The organism is Aliiroseovarius sp. Z3 (assembly GCF_029105185.1).
Lineage (GTDB): Bacteria > Pseudomonadota > Alphaproteobacteria > Rhodobacterales > Rhodobacteraceae > Aliiroseovarius.
Genome location: NZ_JAFMZK010000004.1, coordinates 316,771 through 339,294, shown reverse-complemented (window position 1 = coordinate 339,294; position 22,524 = coordinate 316,771). Strand labels below are relative to the sequence as shown.

The window sequence follows — 22,524 nt, the reverse complement described above, 5'->3', positions numbered from 1 at the left end:
GCGCCCGCGCGCCATTGACTTTACAGCACGCCAAGGGCACCCACACGGGCGCGCAGCTTAGTGAGGACATAATGAAAAACTCCAACCGCGGGATTGTCGATCCGTTTATCGTCATGGATGTGATGGAAGCCGCCCGCGCCGCCGAGGTCGCGGGTCGGGACATCATTCATATGGAGGTGGGTCAGCCATCGACACCGGCCCCCACCGGGGCACGTGCGGCCCTTGTCGACGCCATGGAAAAAGATGCGCTGGGATATACCGTGTCGCTTGGTCTTCCAGCACTTCGGGAAGGCATCGCAAGGCTTTATAAAGACTGGTATAATCTGGATATCAACCCGGCCCGCGTCGTGATCACACCGGGCAGTTCGGGCGCGTTCATTCTGGCCTTCACTGCGCTGTTTGATGCGGGCGGCAAGGTTGGGCTGGGCGAGCCGGGATACCCGTCCTATCGGCAAATCCTGAAGGCGCTGAACCTGATCCCTGTGGGTATTCCGACCAAAGCGGAAAATCGCCTGCAACCCGTCCCTTCCGAAATTCCCGGCGATCTGGCCGGTCTGATCACCGCCTCGCCCGCCAACCCGTCAGGCACAATGCTGGACCATGCCGCCCTGGAAGGGCTGATCGGCACCTGTCACGCGCAAGGCACCAGCTTCATCGCCGACGAAATCTATCACGGTCTGCAATATGAAGGGCGCGCCGTGTCGGCGCTGGAGGTGTCAGACGACATCTATGTGATCAACAGCTTCTCGAAGTATTTCTCGATGACCGGATGGCGTGTGGGCTGGATGATCGTGCCAGAAGATCACGTGCGCCTGATCGAGAGGCTGGCCCAGAACATGTTCATCTGCCCCTCGCACGCGAGTCAAATCGCGGCTCTGGCCGCGCTTGATGCGCGTGACGAGTTGGACGCGAACCTCGCCACCTATGCCGCCAATCGCCAGTTGATGATCGAAGAGCTGCCCAAGATCGGCTTCGACAAGATCGCCCCGCCCGACGGTGCGTTCTATATCTATGCCGATGTCAGCGACCTGACCAATGACAGCCGGGTTCTTGCCAAGGATATTCTGGACAAGGCCGGTGTGGCCGTGACCCCCGGACTGGATTTCGACCCGGTTCGCGGGCATCAGACATTGCGGTTTTCTTATGCGCGGTCGATCGGTGAAATCCGCGACGGACTAAAGCGACTCACATCATACATGAGCGCGCGCAAAAGCGAGATCTAAGCCGGGAATCGATTGGAATGCCCGCGCTGCACTCTCCATAATCGGGAGTGTCGAAAAATATATTCCACTATTGATATACAATCATAGCAACTAATTGATTTCGTTTACCCCTAAGCACCCATACAACACCGTTTTTGTGAGGAAATGCCTTCATCTTGTCGCAATTTTAGTGGATTAAAAAACAGCTCGCTTTGCGGGTGTTCTGATGTTTGCGATTTTGTAACGATTCTAGGGGTAACAGGACTACAGGCTTTTCCAGTTTAGCGCAGCTTGCAGCGCGCGAGGTTCTTGGGGCTTCGCGGATCGGCCATGTGTGTTCTCGACCTCTACGTAAGGGGTGAAAAGATGGCTATTCTTGACCAAACCAATTGGCTGACCGGTGCAGGTGGGACCGCAGTCAATGGCAGCACGGTTGTAAGCGATGGTGCCAATGATACGACGGTAACGGGTACGTTTACCGGCAGCTGGGATGCATCACAGGGGGGCAATAATGTCTCGGATTTCGGCGCGTTCGGGGTTACGTCGCCAATCACCGCGAATTACGACTTCTCGAACCCTGTCGAAAACCTTTCCTTTGACATTCAACACCTGAATGATGATGGCGGATCGACCTATGACGATTACTGGACCATCTACGCTTACGACGACAGTGGAAGCCTGATTGACAGCGCCACGGTGATCGCAGGCATCACTGGATTGGTGGACGAAAACGTTATCGTGAACCCGGATGGCTCGGTATCCATTGAAGCCGCAGGCACCACTGCCAACGATGTGTCGATCAACCTCGCAGGTCCCGTTTCGGAGTTACAGGTCGAGCTGGAAGCCGGACCGAACGGAACCCAATCCGGCGGATCTGGCATCAGCGATCTGACGTTTGACGTTCCGGCGGCCCCTCCAGTCGATACTGACGGTGATGGGGTGTTCGACAACGTCGATCTTGATGACGATGGCGACGGCATTCTTGATACGGACGAATACCAAACCAGCACGCCATCCACCATTACCATTACATTTGATGGGGATGACTGGTCGGGCGCTGAAAACACTTGGGAGTTGAAAGACGCCAGCGGCACGGTCATCGCGACCGGCAACCCGGCCAACAATGTCGTAACCGTAACGAACGTCGCGGTCACTGATCTCGGAGACTACACGTTCACCGTCTATGATACCTTTGGCGACGGGATTTCCGGCGGGTCGTTCGGCAAGTACGAGGTCGCCATTGATGGTGTGACAGTGGTCGATTCCGGTGCGAACCCGAATTTCGGAACGCAGGAAGACCACACATTCAATGTTGATGAAACGATCACACCCCGCGACACCGATGGCGATGGCATCTTTGATCACCTCGATCTGGACAGCGACAATGACGGCATTACAGACAACGTCGAGGCACAGACATCGGGCGGATACGTCGCACCGACAGGCGTCGACAGCGACGGCGACGGTCTGGACGATGCCTATGAAACCGGTGGTCTGACACCGGTTGACACGGACGGCGACGGAACCGCCGACTTCATTGACACAGACAGCGACAATGACGGTATCGACGATGTTGCCGAAGCCGGTCACGGCGTTGATCAGGGCACCATTGACGCGTCTGGTGACGCGGACGGCGACGGCATCGCGGACGCTGTCGATGATGTGGCAGGCTGGGATGTCAATGACGCGGATGTGGATGGCTCTGACAATCTTACCCTATCCGATACCGATGGCGACGCCGCGACAACCGGGGACTACGATTTCCGCGACGACACCGGCAACAACTTCGTGGTCGAGGGTACCGGCGGCGACGATGTCATCAACTCAGCCTATGCAAATGATCCAGACGGTGATTTCGTCGACAACAACGACGCAGCCGATGGTTCGCATGACGACGTAATCATAGCTGGCGCCGGAAATGATACGGTCATTGCAGGAAATGGCGATGACACCGTAGACGGTGGCACTGGCAACGATGTCATCTATGGCGATGGCCATTCGTCTACCAGCATCGGCGGATCAAATACGCTGGGCGATACATACACTGTTATTAATCTGGGTACCTTCGCAGATGTGGACCCCAACGAATCCAATGGAATAACAGAGAATGCAAGCGACCTGTTCGGTACATATGGCGGTATTGGGAACGAATTATATAACAATTTCGAGACAATGGTCTCGACGGATCCAAATTCCGACACGAGTACGAATGACAATGACAACGGCGGTACACCCGAGGCTGTAACAATCGACGGCAGCACCTACTTCGTGGATTCGGCCACAGTTTACGATGCGATTGTCACCCTTTCCGATGGTTCGACACAGGCTATTACTGCCGTGGTTTTCCAAACCACAACCGGCGAGACCTACCTGGCACCAGAGTTGTCGACAAATGCCGACAACAGTTTCCTGACCAGCGGATTGATCCAATCAATCGAACTGACCGGGGTCAACATTGACAACACCAATCTCGCGAGCGACCGGTTAGACGCAGATTATCTTGTCCCTGATGAAACCGTTGGCGGAAACGACATACTCGATGGCGGTGAAGGCGACGACACAATCTATGGCCAGGGCGGTGATGATACGCTGACCGGTGGGCTTGGTGTCGATACGCTGGATGGCGGCGACGGCACCGACACACTGAATGTTGCGGCTGGTGACACAGCATCAGGCGGCTTCGGCTCTGACACGTTCAACCTGGATTTCGACACGGCTCTTGATGGTTCTGGCCCGACGATCACGATTGATGGCGGTGAAGATGCCGATGACAGCGACACAGATACCCTCTATCTGAACCACCTGGTCGATGACTGGAATGACGTGGTCTTTGATCCGGGCAATTCAGAGAACGGCACGGCGACGCTGTCTGACGGCACCGTGTTGACCTTCACGAATATCGAAAGCGTGATCATCTGCTTCACCACGGACACGATGATCCTGACGGATCGGGGGGAACGCCCGATTCAAGACCTGCGACCCGGAGATATGGTCGTAACCCGCGACAATGGGCTGCAGCCGATCCGCTGGATGGGTCAGAAAACGGTTTCGGGCATGGGCAAGTTGGCCCCGATCCAGATTGCGCAAGGCCTGTTTGGCAATGACAAACCGCTTCTGGTCTCGCCACAACACCGGATGGTCTATAGCGGGCATGAGGCGGCGTTGCTGTTTGCCCAACGCGAGGTCATGGTGCCCGCAAAGCACCTGCTGGATGGCAAGGACGTCGTGGTCAAGCCAACGGATCAGGTGACTTACTTCCACATGATGTTCGACCGGCACGAGGTTGTGTTTGCCAACAAAGCCGCAACAGAAAGCTTCCATCCGGGGCATGAAGGCTTGGGTGCCATTGACGCCAAAGCACGCGAAGAGCTGTTTGGACTATTTCCGGAGCTGCGCGCAGACCCGCGCCACTATGGTGACACAGCCCGCATGGTTCTGCGCAGCTACGAGGCACGCGCCCTGCCCCGCGTGGCCTAGACCTGAGCGTATCGAACGAAAAATGGGCGCCTGACCGGCGCCCATACAGGTTTCAGTTGATCCCGTTTTCTCTCTGCACCACGCGAATGAAATCGACAACGCGCGCCACCTCGGCACGGGTAATCCCCTCGACGGGTTCCATGTTGCCGAATTTCCAATGATGCGCCCGCACACCTTGCTCTGCCGCGCGGAAAAACGCGATGTCGGCGTGGTGCGACGGTTCATAGATTTTGTGGATCAGGGGCGGTCCTACCCCATCCACACCCCCGGCGGTGGGCCCATGGCAGGCAGCGCATTTCGCAGTAAACACCCTTTGGCCAATCTGCTGGGATGCTTCCAACACGGGCATCCTGACCGGAACGATCTGATCGCTTGATGCGGTATCTGCGGGCGTGGTGCCGTCATCCGCGCCCGTCGCCTCTCTATTTTGCGACGGAGCAAGACGCCACAGGCTAAGACCCGCCAGTGAAATAACGATCAATGCAATGCCTGCATAAACCACCGTTCTATTGAATCGAATCATACCGTCTCCTCTTCTGGCCGCCACGATGGGCGTTCCAGCAGCAGGAAGGTCAATACAGAAGGACGTGGATCAGGCGACAGAGGAGTGCATCGTTCGGCGCGCATCCGAACGGGCGGACCAATCGCGCGCGGCATCACCAAAGGCGCGGAACAGTATCTGAGAAACGGGATCCTGCGTGGCGTTGTATTCGGGATGCCATTGCACGGACAGGGTGAAGCCGGGGGCATCCTGGATCACAATCGCTTCGGGTGTGCCATCATCGGCGTGACCTTCGATCACAATTCGCGACCCGGCGGTTTTGATCCCCTGACCGTGCAACGTGTTTGTGCGCACGCAGGTGGCCCCTAGCAGTTTGTGGAAAACGCCGCCTTCCTGCAAATGGACATCATGCCGGATCGCAAACTTTTCCTCCAGCGTGCCATCAGGTGGCATCCGGTGGTTCATCCGCCCCGGTAGGTCACGAATTTCGGGATAGAGCGTGCCACCCATGGCAACGTTCACTTCCTGAAACCCGCGGCAGATGCCAAAAAACGGCTGGCCACGATCAACGCAAGCGCGGATCAGGGGCAAGGTGATGGCGTCACGACAGCGGTCAAACTCGCCATGCGCTTCGGTTTCATCCTCGCCATATTCTGCCGGGTGGACATTTGGGCGGCCCCCGGTGAACAGAAAACCGTCGCAGGTGTCCAGCAACTCGTCCACCGTCACGAACCGCGGGTCCGAGGGCACGATCAGGGGCAAACAGCCCGAGACCTGCGAAATCGCCTCGGAATTCATCGTTCCGCCCGCGTGGGTCGGATACTGGTCATTGATCAGATAGGCGTTGCCAATGATACCGATGATGGGCCGTGTCATAGGTGCTCCGGGAAATGGGTTTGGTTGCAATAGGATACTGAAACCGGGTCGGCTGCACAACGGGTCGTGACGCAGTTCAGCCTTCGGCCACCAGCCCTGCTGCGGTGATCCCTGCCTCCCCTGCGGCCATGTCGTTTTCCGACGTGTCGCCCGTGACACCAACACCGCCGACAACATCGCCCGCCGCGTTTCGAACCACGAAGCCCCCCGGCACTGGCACCAGCTTGCCACCATAGGCCGTATTGGCGGCCGCGATGAAATAGGCCTGTGCTTCTGCACGGTCGCGCTGCGCGGTGCCGCCGATGCCCAACATGACCGAACCATGCGCCTTGCCAAGTGCCAGTTCGAAGCGGCCCACCGGCGCGCCGTCGGACCGCTCAAAGGCAATCAGATGCCCGCCCGCATCGACCACGGCAACCGACAGGGGCTTCATATTGGTCTTCGCACCGTGATTTAGCGTTTCGCGAACGATCACACGCGCGGCGTCCAGAGTGATCTTGTCCATCTCATCCTCCTTCCAAGGGTGGCTTACCCCGCCATTTGCGCCTTTTTGGCCAAACGATGGGCGTGAAGCATGGGTTCAGTATAGCCCGAAGGTTGCTCGCGTCCCTTGAAAACAAGATCGCAGGCCGCTTTGAACGCTTCGCCCCCGAAATCCGGGGCCATCGGTTCATAGGTTGGATCATCGGCGTTCTGTGCGTCCACCTTCACGGCCATGGCGCGCATCGCATCCATTACCTCGGCGTCGGAAACCACCCCGTGATGCAGCCAATTGGCCAGTGCCTGACTGGAAATCCGACAGGTCGCGCGATCCTCCATCAGCCCAATGTCGTGAATGTCCGGCACCTTTGAACAACCGACACCGGCGTCCACCCAGCGCACCACATACCCCAGAATGCCCTGTGCGTTGTTCTCGATCTCGTCCCGGATTTCAGCGTCGGACCAGTTCACACCCTGCGCCACCGGTATGGTCAGCAAGTCGTCCAGCGTGCCACGCGGTCCCTGAGCGGCGATCTCATCCTGACGGGCCAGAACATCGACCGTGTGATAGTGGGTGGCGTGCAAGGTCGCGGCGGTTGGACTTGGCACCCACGCACAATTGGCACCCGATTGCGGGTGGCCGATTTTCTGCTCCAGCATGTCCGCCATCCGGTCGGGCATCGCCCACATGCCTTTGCCGATCTGCGCACGCCCGCGCAGCCCGCAGGCCAGCCCGTAATCAACGTTGCGATCCTCATAGGCGCTGATCCAGGCGGCGTCTTTCATATCCCCCTTGCGCACCATCGGGCCTGCCTCCATCGAGGTATGGATCTCGTCCCCCGTGCGATCAAGGAAACCCGTGTTGATGAACGCCACCCGATGTTTCGCCGCGCGGATACACTCTTTCAGGTTGGCACTTGTACGCCGTTCCTCATCCATAATGCCCAGCTTGACCGTGTATTGCGGCAGGCCAAGCATCGCCTCGACGCGGGTGAAAATCTCATCTGCAAAGGCAACTTCCTCCGGCCCGTGCATCTTGGGTTTCACCACGTAGATCGACCCTTTGACCGAATTGCCATCCTCGCGCATCAGGTCGTGCATGGCGCACAGCGTGGTGACGACGGCATCCATGATGCCTTCGGGCACTTCGTGTCCGTCCTTGTCCAGAATGGCCGGGTTGGTCATCAGGTGGCCCACATTGCGCACCAACATCAGCACCCGACCTTTATGGATTACGGGCGTACCGTCGGGCGCGGTGTAGTGGATGTCATCGGCCAGCTTGCGGGTGAAGCTCTTGCCGCCTTTCGCAACCTCTTCGGTCAACGAACGGTCCATCAGGCCCAGCCAGTTGGAATAGGCCAGCACCTTGTCCTCGGCATCCACGGCGGCCACGCTGTCCTCGCAATCCATGATCGCCGACATCGCGCTTTCCAACCGGATGTCCGAGATACCTGCGCGGTCCTGCTGGCCCACGGGGGTCTTGGAATCAAGACGAAGTTCGATCATCAAGCCATTGTTTTTTAGATAAATCCGCCCCTCGGCATAACCCGCGAATTGGGCAGGGTCAGCCAGCGCAGGGGTCAGAGCACCATCTTTGACAGTCAGGGCATCAACATCCGCCCAGCTTCCATCGGCCAGCGGCACCGCCTGATCCAGAAAATCACGCCCCCAGGCAATCACACGGGCACCGTGTTCCGGGTCATAGCCGCCGGGTTTCGGTGTGGCCCGCAGGGCATCGGTGCCATAAAGTGCATCGTAAAGGCTGCCCCAGCGTGCGTTCGCTGCGTTCAAGGCAAACCGCGCATTCATGATCGGCACCACCAGTTGCGGGCCGGGGATATCTGCAATCTCGGGGTCCACATTGGCGGTTTCAATGTCGAAATCGGGACCTTCGGGGACAAGGTATCCGATATCCGTCAGAAACGCGCGATAGGCATCGGCATCATGCGGCTTGCCTGCACGGACCTTGTGCCAGTCGTCGACCTGCTGTTGGATCGTTTCGCGTTTTTGAAGAAGGTCTCGGTTCTTCGGGCCAAGCTCGTGAATGATATCGGCAAAGCCGCGCCAGAAATCGTCGTATTTCAGTCCGGTCTTGGCAAGCGCGCGCGTTTCAAGAAATCGCCCCAGCTCGCGATGCACTGATAATCCTTTGCGGTCGATATAGTCGCTCATCCCCGGCCCCTTTGCCCAACAGTGTCGAATTCGCGGTAGACTCTCGCATACAGAGCGGAATCGCAAGCGGGATTTCTTGCCCGGACAGATAAGGAAAACTTAATCGTCAGCCAAGCGTCGCTCTTGCCTTGCAGCCCCCGATTGCCGGGTCTAACGTGCCGACCTGCACGCGAGCCGAAAGGACTTCTGATGACCGACACCACACCTCAACCCATTTACCTTGCCGACTATACCCCGCCCAACTGGTTGGTCGAAGAGGTATCGCTGACCTTTGTGCTGGATCCGACGGCGACACGCGTGCGGTCGACCATCCAGTTCGCGCCGAACCCGGCGGCGACATCCCGCGAATTTTTCCTGCATGGCGAACATGTTAAGCTGATCCACGCGGCCATCAACGGCGAGCAAATCACGCCAAACCTATGCGATGGCGGACTGACAGCAGACGTGCCCGAGTCAGCCTTCACATGGGAAGCCGAGGTCGAGATCAGCCCCGAAACCAACACCGCGCTGGAAGGGCTTTACATGTCGAACGGCATGTATTGCACCCAATGCGAGGCCGAAGGCTTTCGCCGCATCACTTACTATCCCGACCGGCCCGACGTGATGGCCCCGTTCCGCGTGCGGATCGAAGGTGACATGCCGGTGCTTTTGTCCAACGGCAACCCGACCGGGTCGGGCGACGGCTGGGCAGAATGGCACGACCCCTGGCCCAAACCGGCCTATCTGTTCGCGCTTGTGGCGGGTGAGCTGATCGCCCGCGAGGACAGCTTCACCACCATGTCCGGCAAAAAGGTCGACCTGAAACTGTGGGTGCGCCCCGGTGACGAAGATAAGACCGCCTTCGGCATGGAAGCGTTGAAAGCGTCCATGAAATGGGACGAAGAGGTGTACGGGCGCGAATATGATCTGGACATTTTCCAGATCGTTGCGGTCAGCGATTTCAACATGGGCGCCATGGAAAACAAGGGGTTGAACATCTTCAACACTTCTGCCGTGCTTGCGTCGCCCGACACGTCCACTGATGCGAACTTCGAACGCATCGAAGCGATCATCGCACATGAATATTTCCACAACTGGACCGGCAACCGGATCACCTGTCGCGACTGGTTTCAACTGTCGCTGAAGGAAGGGCTGACAGTCTTCCGCGATCAGCAGTTTTCCGGCGATATGCGATCCAAGGCGGTGTGCCGGATCAACGATGTGATTGCCCTGCGCGGTCGCCAGTTCCGCGAAGATAACGGCCCGTTGGCGCATCAGGTGCAGCCCGACAGCTTTGTCGAGATCAACAATTTCTATACCGCGACCATCTATGAAAAAGGGGCCGAGCTGATCGGCATGATGAAAACGCTGGTTGGCGAAAAAGAATACTACAAAGCCCTGGACCTGTATTTTGATCGTCATGACGGTGAAGCCGCGACCATCGAAGACTGGGTGCGCGTGTTCGAAGACAGCACGGGCCGCGACCTGACGCAATTCCGGCGCTGGTACAAACAGGCCGGCACACCGCGCCTGAAGGTGACAGATGACTTTAAGGATGGCACCTATACCCTTCATCTTGAACAGGAAACGCCACCCACACCTGGGCAGGATGAGAAGTTGCCGCAGCACATTCCCGTTGCTGTCGGCCTGATCGGCCCAAATGGAGACGAAGTCGTATCAACGCGGGTTCTGGAGCTGACGGAAGCCCGGCAAAGCTTCACCTTCGACGGTCTGGGTGCCAAGCCAACCCCCTCGATCCTGCGCCATTTTTCGGCCCCGGTGATCGTCCAGCGTGACAGCTCGCCTGCCGAACGCGCCTTCCTTCTGGCCCATGACACCGACCCGTTCAACAAATGGGAAGCCGGGCGCGCGCTGGCCAAGGACGTGTTGATCGCATTGGTGACGGACGAGGATGCCCCGATGTCCGCATATCTGGACGCCCTGCCGGTGATGCTGCGCGACGACAGCCTTGACCCGGCCTTCCGGGCGTTGGCGATGGGGCTGCCGGGGCAGGACGATCTGGCGCAAACACTGTTTGACGCTGGGATCACCCCAGACCCGCAGAAAATCTATCGCGCCTGTGAAACGCTGAAACAGGCAACAGCAGAGCATCTGCAAGATCTTCTTCCGCGTTTGTCAGCCGAGATGGAGGTCAACGCCCCCTTCAAACCCGACGCGGAACAGGCGGGCAAACGGGCGCTGGGGCTGGAGCTTTTGAAGCTGACCAACCGTCTGGACGGCGGGGCTGCGGCGCAGGCTCTTTATGACACGGCAGACAACATGACCCATCGCCTTGGGGCACTTGGCTGCTTGCTGGACGTGGAAAAAGGGGCGGCGGCGCTTGCCGATTTCCGCACCCGGTTCGAAGACGACGCCCTTGTGATGGACAAATGGTTTGCGATGCAGGTCGCCCATGCAGCCCCCGAAAAAGCGGCTGACATTACGGACAACTTAACCAACGACCCCGCATTCAACTGGAAGAACCCCAACCGGTTCCGCGCGCTTTTCGGCGCGTTGGCGATGAACACCGCAGGTTTCCATTATATCTCGGGCAAAGCATATGCTTTGAGCGCGGATTGGCTGATCAAACTTGACCCGGTAAATCCGCAGATTACGGCCCGGATGACAACCGCGTTCGAGACATGGCGCCGCTATGATGCGGATCGTCAGGACATGATGACCACCGCCCTGCGGCGCATTGCGGCAACGGACGGGCTGAGTCGTGACAGTCAGGAAATGGTTGGACGGATGTTGGGTAGCTGACGTTGCAATTACAAAGGGCGGGTCCGAATGGCCCGCCCTTTTTGCTTCATCAGGTATATTGGCTCAGCTGATCGCGCAGTAGCTCTGATCCTTGATCCACGCCCGCATGGCTTCGCGTTTGCGCTTGGAGTGGAACGGTCCCCAATCCGCCGCCACGCCGCGCATCCCCTGCGACACCACATTGTCGCGCGGCACGGTCACCGACATGATGCGGATCGCGCAGCTCAGGTTCAACTCGCCTTGTTTCAGCGCGGACCCGGTCTGCGCCTCGCAGCCATAGCCGCGCGCGGTGGCCGGAAGGATTTGAACAAGCCCGTACCACTTGCCACCGCCGCCGACGGCCGTCTGGCGCCACGTGCTTTCATAGAATGACAGGGTGGACAAAAGGCCCGTCCAGAAAGCGTTGCGTCCGACGGTGTCTTGCTTTTCATAGCCCGGGCACCACGCTTCGATGTCGTCCGGCACGGTTTCCGACAGGATCGCCCCGTGGGATTCCAGCGCCTCCATGGTGGCATCCGTCCACGCCGGCGCTTGCGGCTTGTCATCCCATTTCATCGTCAACACCGGCGCACGCACCCCACGCGAACCAAAAATGTCGTTGGCCTGTGCAGCTGGGGCAATCATCATTGCCGCCAACAGGCCCAATATATAGCGTTTCATCGTCCCTCGCTCAGGTCCGGTTTCGTACCCACTCAAATCATCCCGGCCTCGTAAGGGGGGCAGTTGCATTAAGCAACCTGCACGGATGCAGCACCGCAGCAATGGGCAGAGTCTTGCTGATATGCCTTATTTGCAGGGCTGGTATGCGCTTGGAATTTTCTACCATCGCCAGAAAACCACCCGAATGCCGCACCGCAGCACAATTTTCGGGCGAATTCGGGCGCGCGGCGGCGGGAAAAGCGTTGCCCGGGGTCTGACCGCCCGCAACCTCTTGCCCCGCGCCGACACCTGCCCTAGAAGGCCAGGAGTTCACGAAACACGGGAAAAGAGCACATGCTGGATCATCTGGCCTATGAAGCCCCTGCCGTTAAGACGATTGCCGGGGCGAAGGACGATTGGGAACTGGTCATCGGGATGGAAATCCACGCTCAGGTCAGCTCGAACGCGAAGCTGTTTTCGGGCGCGTCGACCAAGTTCGGGGCCGAACCCAATGCCAACGTGGCCTTCGTTGACGCCGCAATGCCGGGCATGCTGCCGGTGATCAACGAGTTCTGCGTCGAACAGGCGGTGCGCACCGGGCTGGGCCTGAAGGCCGAGATCAACCTGTTCTCGGCCTTTGACCGCAAGAACTATTTCTATCCGGACCTGCCGCAGGGCTATCAGATTTCGCAGCTGTATCACCCGATCGTTGGCGAAGGCGAAGTGATTGTGGATATGGGACCGGGCATTGCCCGCAAAGTCCGTATCGAACGTATCCACCTTGAGCAGGACGCCGGTAAGTCCGTGCATGACATGGACCCGAACATGTCGTTTGTGGACCTGAACCGCACGGGCGTCGCGCTGATGGAGATCGTGTCGCGCCCCGATATTCGCGGCCCGGAAGAAGCCGCCGCCTATGTCACCAAGCTGCGCCAGATCCTGCGCTATCTGGGCACCTGTGACGGCAACATGCAAAACGGCAACCTGCGCGCGGACGTGAATGTCTCGGTCTGTCGTCCGGGTCAGTACGAGAAATATCAGGAAACGCAGGATTTCGGTCATCTGGGCACCCGCTGCGAAATCAAGAACATGAACTCGATGCGGTTCATTCAGGCGGCGATTGATTACGAAGCCCGCCGCCAGATCGCCATTCTGGAAGACGGCGGCGAAATCACGCAGGAAACCCGCCTGTATGATCCCGACAAGAACGAAACCCGCTCGATGCGCTCGAAGGAAGAAGCGCATGATTACCGCTATTTCCCCTGCCCCGACCTGCTGCCGCTGGAAATCGAACAGGACTGGGTGGATGGCATCGCCCAGACCCTGCCCGAACTGCCGGACGAGAAGAAGGCGCGGTTCGTCAACGATTTCGGCCTGTCCGAATATGACGCGGGCGTTCTGACCGCCGATGCGGAAAGTGCGGCCTTCTTCGAAGCCGTCGCCGAAGGGCGTGATGGCAAGCTGGCGGCGAACTGGGTGGTCAACGAACTGTTCGGCCGCCTGAAGAAAGAAGACCATACCATCACCGAAAGCCCCGTTTCACCCGCGCAACTTGGCGGGATCATCGAACTGATCACCAAAGGCGACATATCGGGCAAGATCGCCAAGGATTTGTTCGAGATCGTCTATACCGAAGGTGGCAACCCCGCCGAGATCGTGGAAACCCGCGGCATGAAACAGGTCACCGACACCGGCGCCATCGAAGCCGCGGTGGACGAGGTGATCGCCGCCAACCCCGCACAGGTCGAGAAAGCCAAACAGAACCCGAAACTGGTTGGGTTCTTCGTCGGTCAGGTGATGAAAGCCACGGGCGGCAAAGCCAACCCGAAGGCGGTGAACGAAATCGTGACCGCGAAACTGGGGTTATAAATCAGGCACAGCCAAGCTCTTCTGGCCTGCGCTCCGGCGGAATTCCGCAAGCCGTTCAATCCGCTTTGGTGGGCCGGGCGCCGATCGTCTAGGGTGCGCCAGCGAAATTAAGGAAACATGCCATGACGCAGTTCGAATACGAAGCGATCCCCGCCCCGCGCAAGGGCAAGAAAGCCCGCGGGATCAAGACCAATGAAGATCGGTTCGCCCATGCGATGACCGAGCTTTTGAACGACATGGCCGCCGAAGGCTGGGAATACCTGCGCGCCGACACATTGCCGTGCGAAGAACGCTCGGGCTTCACCGGGCGCACAACGGTTTACCAGAACATCTTGGTGTTTCGACGCGCGCTGGTGGTCGATGAGGCCGTGGAGACCGTGGTTGACGAAACGCAGGAGGAACCGATCCACAGCGCACCAACCATCGCGGCCCCGGTCGATGCTGCCGTCAGCTCGCGGGCGCCGTCCCTGCCGTCGGCGGAAGAGGCAAACACGGTCAGCGACCGTGCGCCTGCGATCTCGCGCGAGGAACCGTAATCTGACGCGATGACCTAGCCGGCGACATCCAATGCCAGCGCGTGTATTTGCCCGACCAGGTCCGCCCCCAATGCGGCGTGAATCGCCCTGTGGCGGGCCACGCGCGACATCTCGCCGAAAATCGGGGCGCGGATCACAACACGAAAGTGGCTTTGCCCGCCTTCCTGATAACCTGCATGCCCCCGGTGGCTTTCACTTTCATCAATAACTTCAAGATGTTGCGGCGAAAATGCCGCCTCCAAAGCATTAGAAATCTGGTCTGCCCTGTTCATTTCCTGCCCTTTCCCTCTTCAATCAGTTTGAAAATGCAGTAAACTCTCGGGTCCGAGTCGAAAAGAGTATTCCCATGCCCAACAACGATCCTTTTGGTTTTGATATGTCGGTCTCAGCCGCCAAGAAAAAGAACCCGCGCGGCAAGCGTGGGATGTCGGGGGCGTTCGAAACCTCGAAACGGGTGTGCGAGCATCCGGGCTGCGAGGAGCAGGGCCAGTATCGTGCGCCACGCTCGCCCGACCATTTGGACGAGTTCAAATGGTTCTGCAAAGACCACGTGCGAGAGTATAACCTGAAATGGAACTTCTTTGACGGGGCGTCCGAGAACGAAGTCCATGAACAGTTCGAAAAAGATCGCGTGTGGGAGCGTGAAACCAAGCCCTTCGGCTCGAAAGACGAACAACGGGCCTGGGCGCGTCTGGGCGTGGATGACCCCCATCAGGTTCTGGGCGAAAACGCCACCCGCAACCCCGGCAAGTCGATCACCGGCACCCGCAAACTGCCCCCAACGGAACGTCGGGCCATTGATATTCTTGAGGCCAAAGATCACTGGACCAAGGCCGAGATCCGCAAATCATACAAAAAGCTGATCAAGGTACTGCACCCGGATATGAACGGTGGCGACCGGTCTCAGGAAGAACAGCTGCAAGAGGTTCGCTGGGCCTGGGATCAGATCAAGGAAAGCCGCAGTTTCAAGTAAGGCTCCACCGGATCGGGTTGCTGGAGGGGGGAAAGGGGCCTTGCCCCTCTGCGCATAGCGCATTCACCCCAGGATATTTGTCGCCAGAAGAAACAGTGAAAGGCCGTCGGGCCAGTTCTGGATGTTTCTATGACCAGCCTGTTGTGGCGTCATAATTCTCGCCCTCTTCCCCTTGAACCCGTGCCGTTGATCGGGCATCACACTCGGGTTGCGACGCGCGAGGCAGAAGGAACTACGCAGATGGCTGACGGCACACAGGATATGAACGCAAAACCCACCGAAGAAATCTCGGTTCGTGAGGTTTTTGGGATCGACAGCGACATGCATGTCAAGGCGTTCGCCGACCGCACCAGCCGCGTGCCGGAAATTGACACGACCTACAAGTTCGATCCCGACACGACATTGGCGATCCTTGCAGGCTTTTCGCACAACCGCCGCGTGATGATTCAAGGGTATCACGGCACGGGCAAGTCAACCCATATCGAACAGGTTGCGGCCCGTCTGAACTGGCCCGCTGTGCGGGTGAACCTTGACAGCCATATCAGCCGGATCGACCTGATCGGCAAGGACGCGATCAAGCTGAAAGACGGCATGCAGGTCACCGAGTTTCAGGAAGGCATCCTGCCCTGGGCCTTGCGCAACCCGACTGCGATTGTGTTCGATGAATACGATGCGGGCCGTGCGGACGTGATGTTCGTGATCCAACGGGTGCTGGAACATGACGGCAAGCTGACCCTTCTGGACCAGAACGAGGTCATCACCCCCCACCCGTCCTTCCGCCTGTTTGCCACCGCCAACACCGTCGGTCTGGGCGACACGACGGGGCTTTACCACGGTGTGCAACAGATCAACCAGGCGCAGATGGACCGCTGGTCGCTGGTCGCCACGCTGAACTATCTATCGCATGATGCAGAAACCAATATCGTTCTGGCCAAGAACCCGATCCTGAACACGGAAAAGGGCCGCAAGACCGTGGGCCAGATGGTGACCGTTGCCGACCTGACCCGCACCGCGTTCATGAATGGTGACCTGTCAACGGTGATGAGCCCGCGCACGGTGATCAACTGGGCCCAGAACGCGCATATCTTCCGCTCGGTCGGTTATGCCTTCCGCCTGTCCTTCCTGAACAAATGTGACGAGCTGGAGCGCCAGATCGTGGCTGAATTCTATCAGCGGTGCTTCGACGAGGAACTGCCGGAGAGCGCGGTGAGCATGAGCCTTGGTTAAGCTGGTTTGTATAGCTCTTGTTGTGGCTTTTGCTGCATATGGCTGCGAACCTGACCCCTATACCGACGCGGAAAACAATGAGGAATTTTACCCTAGAAACGAAGGGGGAGATAAAACTGCAGCCATTCGATGTTCCCGCTTCTTCAAAATCTGGAGTGAATACGAAAAGAACCAACGGCTTCAATTCGCTCAAGCTTTGGACTACTCTAAAGCGTTTCAAGCACTGTATGTGAGAATGCGTCCGGACGCTGCCGAGATTGTAGAAGCGGAGATGTCAAAACCAATCCATAGTTCAGTGATGGAAAGTTTCACTAAAGAGAAAAACTCCGGCTCTGTTCGGTTCGTAAGATTTGTAAACGGATGCCGGAAATTGGCGGAAAGATACCCGCTCACACAGGAACTGGGTCTTTAACAATGAAAAAACCCACCGATAACCCTGCTGATCCGTTCAAGAAAGCGCTGGCCGAGGCGACGAAGACTCTCGCCGATGAACCGGAACTGTCGGTCAGCTTCACGGTGGACCCGTCGGGGGTGACGAAGGACGCGATGCGGCTGCCGCAGGTCACGCGGCGGATGACGCGGGACGAGGTGTTGTTGGCGCGTGGCACGGCGGATGCCTATGCGATGAAGCTGCGCTATCACAACGAAGCGACACACGCGAAATACGCCCCCGCCAGCGGGATGGCGCGCGAGATTTACGAAGCGATGGAAACCGCCCGGTGCGAGGCGATGGGCGCGCGCGACATGCCCGGTACGGCGGGCAATATCGACGCCAAGATCGAAAGCGACGCGATGCGCGCGGGCTTTGACCAGATCACCGCCGCCGCCGACGCGCCGCTGGCCACGGCGGCCGGATACCTGATGCGCCATCTGGCCACGGGGCGCGATATGCCCCCCGCTGCGGCAAACGTGATGAACCTGTGGCGCGACTTCATCGAAGGTCAGGCCGGCGACCATCTGGACGATCTGGGCAAAAAGCTGGGCGACCAGCAGGAGTTTGCCCGGTTTGCCCGCCAGATCATCGAAGATCTGGGCTATGGCGATCAGTTGGGCGACGACCCGGATAACGAGGATGACCAGTCCGAGGACGAGGCCGAACCGGACGAGGATCAGACCGAGGACGACCAGCAGAACGAGCAATCGCAGGACGAAGAAGACGCCGAGGCCGACCCTGAACGGTCGCAAGACGAACAGATGGACCAGTCCGAAGCGCAGGTTTCGCTGGATGACATGGCCGAGGACGAGATGAGCGACGAGGCAGAGATGCCCGAGGCGGACGCGCCGCTTGAACCGCCCTCGCCGCCGCCCGCCTCGGAAGCCGACCCGGATTATCTGGTCTATAACAACGAGCATGACGAGGAAATTCTGGCCGAAGAACTGGCCGAACCGGCGGAACTGGAACGTCTGCGCGCCTATCTTGATCAGCAGTTGGAGCCTTTGAAGGGCGCGGTCAGCCGTCTGGCCAACAAGTTGCAGCGGCGGCTTCAGGCACAGCAGAACCGGTCGTGGCTGTTCGATCTGGAAGAGGGCATTCTGGACGCGGGCCGATTGGCGCGCGTGGTGGCCAACCCCACGACCCCCTTGTCGTTCAAGATGGAAAAGGACACCGAGTTCCGCGACACGGTGGTCACGTTGCTTCTGGACAATTCCGGGTCGATGCGGGGGCGGCCGATCTCGATCGCGGCGATCTGTGCCGACGTTTTGGCGCGCACGCTGGAGCGTTGTCAGGTCAAGGTCGAGGTTCTGGGCTTCACCACACGGGCCTGGAAGGGCGGAATGGCGCGCGAAAAATGGCTGGCCGATGGACGTCCGCAACAGCCGGGCCGTCTGAACGATCTGCGCCACATCATCTATAAGAAGGCCGACGCGCCCATGCGACGCACGCGCGACAATCTGGGCCTGATGATGAAAGAGGGGCTGCTTAAGGAAAACATCGACGGCGAGGCGCTGGAATGGGCGCATCGTCGGTTGGTGGCGCGGCCCGAACAGCGCAAGATTCTGATGGTGATCTCTGACGGGGCGCCGGTGGACGATTCAACTTTGTCTGTTAACCCCGCGAACTATCTGGAAAAACACCTGCGCGACGTCATCGAGATGGTCGAGAAACGCAAGCAGGTCGAGCTGTTGGCCATCGGCATCGGCCATGACGTGACGCGGTATTACGACCGCGCTGTCACCATCACGGATGTCGAGCAATTGGCAGGCGCGATGACAGAACAACTGGCGTCACTGTTTGACAGCGACCCAAGGGCGCGGGCGCGCCTGCTGGGCATTAAGAAGGTCAGCTGACCCCCTTTCCACCAGCGGCATTTCACGGCATGTTGCGCCCACCGCCCGCCCGCCTGAGGCGCGCGGCATTACCGACCCATTCAGACAGCGGAGAACACCATGTTCCAATCCTTTGACACGACCGCCGACCCCTCGCATGGCCCCGTCAGGCTGGCGCGGTTGCGCCGGGCGATGGCAATGAAAGGGTTGGATGGGTTCATCGTGCCCCGTGCAGATGCCCATCAGGGCGAATATGTCGCCCCGTGTGATGCACGTTTGGCGTGGTTGACCGGGTTCACCGGGTCGGCAGGGTTCTGCATTGCGCTGAAGGAACGCGCCGGGATTTTCGTGGATGGTCGCTATCGCACCCAGGTGCGCGCGCAGGCGGATATGGAGACTTTCACGCCAGTCCATTGGCCCGAAACGCTGCCCGGCCCGTGGTTGAAGGATACGCTTGCTGGACAGGCGGCCAAGATCGGGTTCGATCCCTGGCTGCACACGAAAGGCGAGATCGAGACCATCGAGAAGGCGCTTGAGGGCACCAAAATCTCGCTTCTGCCGACCGACAATCTGGTCGACGGAATCTGGGACGATCGCCCCCCTGCCCCCAATGGCAAGATCGTCGAGCAACCTATTGAATTTGCAGGTATGAGCAGCGCGGACAAGCGATCAGAGCTGGCTGACGGGTTGCTGTCAGCGGGTCAGAAATCATGCGTCATGACCCTGTCGGACAGCATTGCCTGGATGCTGAACATCCGCGGCGATGACCTGCCCTGTATTCCCGTTGTGCAAGGCTTCGCGATTTTGGGCGACGACAGCTCGGTCGGGTTCTTCACCTCGGAAGGGCGTGCGGTCGAGGCGCAGCTGGACAAAGATGTATCGCTGCACCCGGTCAAGGATTTCGCCGACCACCTGAAAACGCTGGAAGGCCCTGTCCGCGTCGACAAGGCGACCGCGCCTCTGGCCGTGTCACAAATTCTCGACAAAGCGGGCATTGCCGTCGATTGGGGTGACGATCCGGCGATCCTGCCCAAGGCGCAAAAGAACCCGACCGAGTTGAAATGCGCGCGCGAGGCGCACCTTCGTGATGCCGCAGCCGTGGTCGAGTTTCTGACCTGGTACGAAGCAGAAGACAAAGCCACTTTGACCGAGATTGACCTGGTCAAAACACTGGAAGAAAAACGCCGCGCATCAAACGCGTTGTTGGACATTTCATTCGAAACAATTGCCGGGGCCGGTCCAAACGGGGCGATCATGCATTACCGCGTGACCAACGACACAAACCGCCCCCTTGCCCCCGGTGATCTGGTGGTGCTGGACAGTGGCGGTCAGTATCGCGATGGCACCACTGACATCACGCGAACCCTTCGTGTCGGCGATGTAGGTAACGAAGAAAAACGCTGTTACACCCGTGTCTTACAAGGCATGATCGCGTTATCGCGCGTCTATTTCCCCAAGGGGCGCACGGGCCGTGATCTGGATCCGATCGCACGCTATCCCCTGTTTGCTGCGCACCAGGATTTCAACCACGGCACCGGGCACGGCGTCGGCGCCTATCTGTCGGTGCATGAGGGGCCGCAACGATTCAACTCAATCTCGGACATCGAGTTGATGCCGGGCATGATCTTGTCAAACGAACCGGGCTATTACCGCGAAGGGGCGTATGGCATTCGGCTGGAAAACCTGATTGTGGTGGAAAAGGCGACCTGCCCCCCCGGCGGTGATGTCGAACGTGAGATGTTGTCGTTTGAAACCCTGACATTCGTTCCACTCGACCGCGATCTTGTGATCCCGCAGATGCTGTCTGGGGAAGAACGCGCATGGCTGAATGACTATCACGCCACCTGTGTCGAAAAACTGTCGCCGTGGCTGGGTGACGCAGCGTTGCATTGGCTCAGATCGGCCTGTGCGCCTATTTGACACGCGACCTTCACATAAATTCTGATATTGTTCCGCGCGAGGAACCTGCAAAACGAGGATGACCATGGCTGACCAAATCAAGATCCGCCCCGCCGAGGGTAAATGGACCATTCGCGCAGGTGGTGCGGTGTTGGGCGAAAGCAAATCCGCGCTTGAGGTGATCGAGGGTGATCGCGCCCCGGTGATCTATTTCCCCAAGGCTGACGTGGCGATGGCCTTCTTGGACAAGACCGACACGGTCACGACCTGCCCATATCGCGGCGAGGCGCGTCATTATTCAATCCAGACAAAATCGACAGTGATCGAGGATGCGGGATATATGTATGATGCGCCGATCGAGGGGTTGGCCGAATTGAAGGACCATTTGGCCTTCTATGCCGGGAAAGCGACCGTCGCCCGCACGTGATCGTCTGATCGTAGAAGGCAGCTTGCCGCAGGCTTAACCCTCCAAAGGGATCGAGATACTGCCCCCGCCGACGGCGGCAGCGACCCCTGTTGTGCTGGGTGAAGACGTGGTCAGGCCACGCGCCACCCGCACCGCAAGGTAAGCAAAGGCCTGAGCTTCCAACATGTCACCGTTCAAGCCGGTGGTGTCGATATCCTCGACCGGGACGGAGAGTTGTGCACGAAGCTCGGCCATCAAAGCGGCATTGTGACGCCCGCCGCCAGTGACCAGCACCCGCGCCGGGGGAACCGGGCAATGTTCCAACCCGCGCGCCACCGCAGCAGCCGCACAGGCGGTCAGGGTGCGCAAGGCATCCACATCAGACAACCCTTCCACCATCTTTGGCAGGTCGGGAAAGTCATTCCTATCCAGTGACTTGGGGGGCATTCTGTGAAAATATGCATGGTTTAGAAACTGGTCGACAATCGCCTTGTCTGATCGACCGGACAAGGCCAGTTGCCCACCTTCGTCACGCGGCTTTCCACGCCGATCCTGCATCAGATCGTCCAGTGGTGCATTGGCAGGGCCGGTGTCAAAGGCAAGGCAGGCCCCGGCGTCATCCGGTGCAAAACGCGATGGGTCAACCCAGGTGACGTTGCCAACACCCCCCAGGTTCAGAAAGACCACGGGCGCATCTGCCTTGATGAACCGCGCGCAGGCATGATGGAAAAACGGTGCAAGCGGTGCGCCTTCACCCCCCAGCTTCACGTCGGCACTGCGGAAATCCCATACCACGGGCAGCCCAAGCGACTGCGCCAGCGCCTGCCCGTCACCGGCCTGATGGGTGCCACGCCCCTGCGGGTCATGGGCGAAGGTCTGACCATGGAAACCCACAAGCGAAGGCGCGGGATCATTCTGCAGCAGGTTGGAGATGGCAGATTGATGCACCTTTTCGACGATTTCGGCAGCGGCGGGAATTTCGGGCGCCTCCTGCCATTTGCCCAAGGCGCGGCGCAGGGTCTGGCGCTGTGCGTCGGTATAGGCATGAAAAACCGACGGTCCGAACCCGGTGATCACATCGCCATCGGTTTTGATCAGAGCGGCGTCCACCCCATCAAGCGACGTGCCGGACATACAGCCCATCGCCCAGACAGGCCCCTGCCCCAACCGCGCGCGCAGGGCGCTCTTGTCCATGGTCTTGTCGACGGATTTCAACACGGTCTTTTCCTTTTCCCGCCCCCCGTCTATATGAGGGG

General features: G+C 59.0%; 18 protein-coding genes. 11 read left to right on the top strand and 7 right to left on the bottom strand.

What is annotated here, in order from left to right; translation table 11 throughout:
• Window positions 1-71: 71 nt before the first annotated feature.
• Both J3R80_RS09810 and J3R80_RS09805 read left to right on the top strand, forming a co-directional pair.
• The gene (locus J3R80_RS09810; RefSeq protein ID WP_275393589.1) at window positions 72-1,223 is read left to right on the top strand and encodes an aminotransferase class I/II-fold pyridoxal phosphate-dependent enzyme; all 1,152 of its coding nucleotides are present in this window, start codon (window positions 72-74) and stop codon (window positions 1,221-1,223) included.
• 345 nt (window positions 1,224-1,568) lie between these two features.
• On the top strand, window positions 1,569-4,679 hold the full coding sequence (locus tag J3R80_RS09805) for a Hint domain-containing protein (protein ID WP_275393588.1): 3,111 nt from the start codon (window positions 1,569-1,571) through the stop codon (window positions 4,677-4,679).
• A gap of 52 nt (window positions 4,680-4,731) precedes the next feature.
• On the opposite strand, the gene J3R80_RS09800 is transcribed toward J3R80_RS09805, so the two are convergent.
• From J3R80_RS09800 to J3R80_RS09785, 4 genes are all read right to left on the bottom strand, one after another.
• Window positions 4,732-5,202, bottom strand: a complete 471-nt coding sequence (locus tag J3R80_RS09800) for a cytochrome c (protein WP_275393587.1) — start codon at window positions 5,200-5,202, stop codon at window positions 4,732-4,734.
• Between the two features lie 69 nt (window positions 5,203-5,271).
• Entirely contained in the window at window positions 5,272-6,057 is a 786-nt protein-coding gene (locus tag J3R80_RS09795; protein ID WP_275393586.1) for a gamma-glutamyl-gamma-aminobutyrate hydrolase family protein, read from the bottom strand.
• Window positions 6,058-6,133: 76 nt separating this feature from the next.
• Entirely contained in the window at window positions 6,134-6,562 is a 429-nt protein-coding gene (locus tag J3R80_RS09790) for a heme-binding protein (RefSeq protein ID WP_275393585.1), read from the bottom strand.
• A 23-nt stretch (window positions 6,563-6,585) separates the two neighbouring features.
• Entirely contained in the window at window positions 6,586-8,709 is a 2,124-nt protein-coding gene (locus tag J3R80_RS09785) for a malate synthase G (RefSeq protein ID WP_275393584.1), read from the bottom strand.
• Window positions 8,710-8,898: 189 nt separating this feature from the next.
• Here J3R80_RS09785 and pepN point away from each other — a divergent pair, with 189 nt between their 5' ends.
• Entirely contained in the window at window positions 8,899-11,451 is a 2,553-nt protein-coding gene (gene pepN / locus J3R80_RS09780) for an aminopeptidase N (protein WP_275393583.1), read from the top strand.
• A gap of 63 nt (window positions 11,452-11,514) precedes the next feature.
• Here pepN and J3R80_RS09775 read toward each other — a convergent pair whose 3' ends face one another.
• Window positions 11,515-12,111 carry a transglycosylase SLT domain-containing protein gene (locus tag J3R80_RS09775; RefSeq protein ID WP_275393582.1) on the bottom strand — a complete coding sequence of 199 codons (597 nt, stop codon included), beginning with the start codon at window positions 12,109-12,111 and terminating at the stop codon, window positions 11,515-11,517.
• Between the two features lie 333 nt (window positions 12,112-12,444).
• Between J3R80_RS09775 and gatB the strand changes: the two genes are divergently transcribed.
• Window positions 12,445-13,959: an Asp-tRNA(Asn)/Glu-tRNA(Gln) amidotransferase subunit GatB gene (gatB, locus tag J3R80_RS09770; RefSeq protein ID WP_275393581.1), complete on the top strand. Its 1,515-nt coding sequence runs from the start codon at window positions 12,445-12,447 to the stop codon at window positions 13,957-13,959.
• A 122-nt stretch (window positions 13,960-14,081) separates the two neighbouring features.
• The gene (locus J3R80_RS09765; RefSeq protein ID WP_275393580.1) at window positions 14,082-14,495 is read left to right on the top strand and encodes a DUF4177 domain-containing protein; all 414 of its coding nucleotides are present in this window, start codon (window positions 14,082-14,084) and stop codon (window positions 14,493-14,495) included.
• A gap of 14 nt (window positions 14,496-14,509) precedes the next feature.
• Here J3R80_RS09765 and J3R80_RS09760 read toward each other — a convergent pair whose 3' ends face one another.
• Entirely contained in the window at window positions 14,510-14,767 is a 258-nt protein-coding gene (locus tag J3R80_RS09760) for a BolA family protein (protein WP_275393579.1), read from the bottom strand.
• Between the two features lie 74 nt (window positions 14,768-14,841).
• Here J3R80_RS09760 and J3R80_RS09755 point away from each other — a divergent pair, with 74 nt between their 5' ends.
• The 6 genes from J3R80_RS09755 (at window position 14,842) to J3R80_RS09730 (ending at window position 21,289) form a co-directional block, all read left to right on the top strand.
• Window positions 14,842-15,468: a DnaJ domain-containing protein gene (locus J3R80_RS09755; RefSeq protein ID WP_275393578.1), complete on the top strand. Its 627-nt coding sequence runs from the start codon at window positions 14,842-14,844 to the stop codon at window positions 15,466-15,468.
• A gap of 240 nt (window positions 15,469-15,708) precedes the next feature.
• On the top strand, window positions 15,709-16,695 hold the full coding sequence (gene cobS, locus J3R80_RS09750) for a cobaltochelatase subunit CobS (RefSeq protein ID WP_275393577.1): 987 nt from the start codon (window positions 15,709-15,711) through the stop codon (window positions 16,693-16,695).
• Window positions 16,688-17,107: a hypothetical protein gene (locus J3R80_RS09745; RefSeq protein WP_275393576.1), complete on the top strand. Its 420-nt coding sequence runs from the start codon at window positions 16,688-16,690 to the stop codon at window positions 17,105-17,107. The genes cobS and J3R80_RS09745 overlap by 8 nt, the downstream gene beginning before the upstream one ends.
• Window positions 17,108-17,109: 2 nt before the next feature.
• Window positions 17,110-18,984, top strand: a complete 1,875-nt coding sequence (gene cobT, locus J3R80_RS09740) for a cobaltochelatase subunit CobT (RefSeq protein ID WP_275393575.1) — start codon at window positions 17,110-17,112, stop codon at window positions 18,982-18,984.
• A gap of 99 nt (window positions 18,985-19,083) precedes the next feature.
• Window positions 19,084-20,883, top strand: a complete 1,800-nt coding sequence (locus J3R80_RS09735; protein WP_275393574.1) for an aminopeptidase P family protein — start codon at window positions 19,084-19,086, stop codon at window positions 20,881-20,883.
• Between the two features lie 64 nt (window positions 20,884-20,947).
• Window positions 20,948-21,289: a DUF427 domain-containing protein gene (locus J3R80_RS09730; protein WP_275393573.1), complete on the top strand. Its 342-nt coding sequence runs from the start codon at window positions 20,948-20,950 to the stop codon at window positions 21,287-21,289.
• A gap of 33 nt (window positions 21,290-21,322) precedes the next feature.
• On the opposite strand, the gene J3R80_RS09725 is transcribed toward J3R80_RS09730, so the two are convergent.
• A complete protein-coding gene (locus tag J3R80_RS09725; RefSeq protein ID WP_275393651.1) occupies window positions 21,323-22,462 on the bottom strand; it encodes an anhydro-N-acetylmuramic acid kinase in 1,140 nt (379 codons plus the stop codon).
• Window positions 22,463-22,524 lie beyond the last annotated feature (62 nt).

Excerpts from the sequence above, each read along its gene's own strand:
- J3R80_RS09810 (WP_275393589.1), top strand. The coding sequence starts at position 72 with ATGAAAAACTCCAACCGCGGGATTGTCGATCCGTTTATCGTCATGGAT.
- J3R80_RS09805 (WP_275393588.1), top strand. The coding sequence starts at position 1,569 with ATGGCTATTCTTGACCAAACCAATTGGCTGACCGGTGCAGGTGGGACC.
- J3R80_RS09800 (WP_275393587.1), bottom strand. The coding sequence starts at position 5,202 with ATGATTCGATTCAATAGAACGGTGGTTTATGCAGGCATTGCATTGATC.
- J3R80_RS09795 (WP_275393586.1), bottom strand. The coding sequence starts at position 6,057 with ATGACACGGCCCATCATCGGTATCATTGGCAACGCCTATCTGATCAAT.
- J3R80_RS09790 (WP_275393585.1), bottom strand. The coding sequence starts at position 6,562 with ATGGACAAGATCACTCTGGACGCCGCGCGTGTGATCGTTCGCGAAACG.
- J3R80_RS09785 (WP_275393584.1), bottom strand. The coding sequence starts at position 8,709 with ATGAGCGACTATATCGACCGCAAAGGATTATCAGTGCATCGCGAGCTG.
- pepN (WP_275393583.1), top strand. The coding sequence starts at position 8,899 with ATGACCGACACCACACCTCAACCCATTTACCTTGCCGACTATACCCCG.
- J3R80_RS09775 (WP_275393582.1), bottom strand. The coding sequence starts at position 12,111 with ATGAAACGCTATATATTGGGCCTGTTGGCGGCAATGATGATTGCCCCA.
- gatB (WP_275393581.1), top strand. The coding sequence starts at position 12,445 with ATGCTGGATCATCTGGCCTATGAAGCCCCTGCCGTTAAGACGATTGCC.
- J3R80_RS09765 (WP_275393580.1), top strand. The coding sequence starts at position 14,082 with ATGACGCAGTTCGAATACGAAGCGATCCCCGCCCCGCGCAAGGGCAAG.
- J3R80_RS09760 (WP_275393579.1), bottom strand. The coding sequence starts at position 14,767 with ATGAACAGGGCAGACCAGATTTCTAATGCTTTGGAGGCGGCATTTTCG.
- J3R80_RS09755 (WP_275393578.1), top strand. The coding sequence starts at position 14,842 with ATGCCCAACAACGATCCTTTTGGTTTTGATATGTCGGTCTCAGCCGCC.
- cobS (WP_275393577.1), top strand. The coding sequence starts at position 15,709 with ATGGCTGACGGCACACAGGATATGAACGCAAAACCCACCGAAGAAATC.
- cobT (WP_275393575.1), top strand. The coding sequence starts at position 17,110 with ATGAAAAAACCCACCGATAACCCTGCTGATCCGTTCAAGAAAGCGCTG.
- J3R80_RS09735 (WP_275393574.1), top strand. The coding sequence starts at position 19,084 with ATGTTCCAATCCTTTGACACGACCGCCGACCCCTCGCATGGCCCCGTC.
- J3R80_RS09730 (WP_275393573.1), top strand. The coding sequence starts at position 20,948 with ATGGCTGACCAAATCAAGATCCGCCCCGCCGAGGGTAAATGGACCATT.
- J3R80_RS09725 (WP_275393651.1), bottom strand. The coding sequence starts at position 22,462 with ATGGACAAGAGCGCCCTGCGCGCGCGGTTGGGGCAGGGGCCTGTCTGG.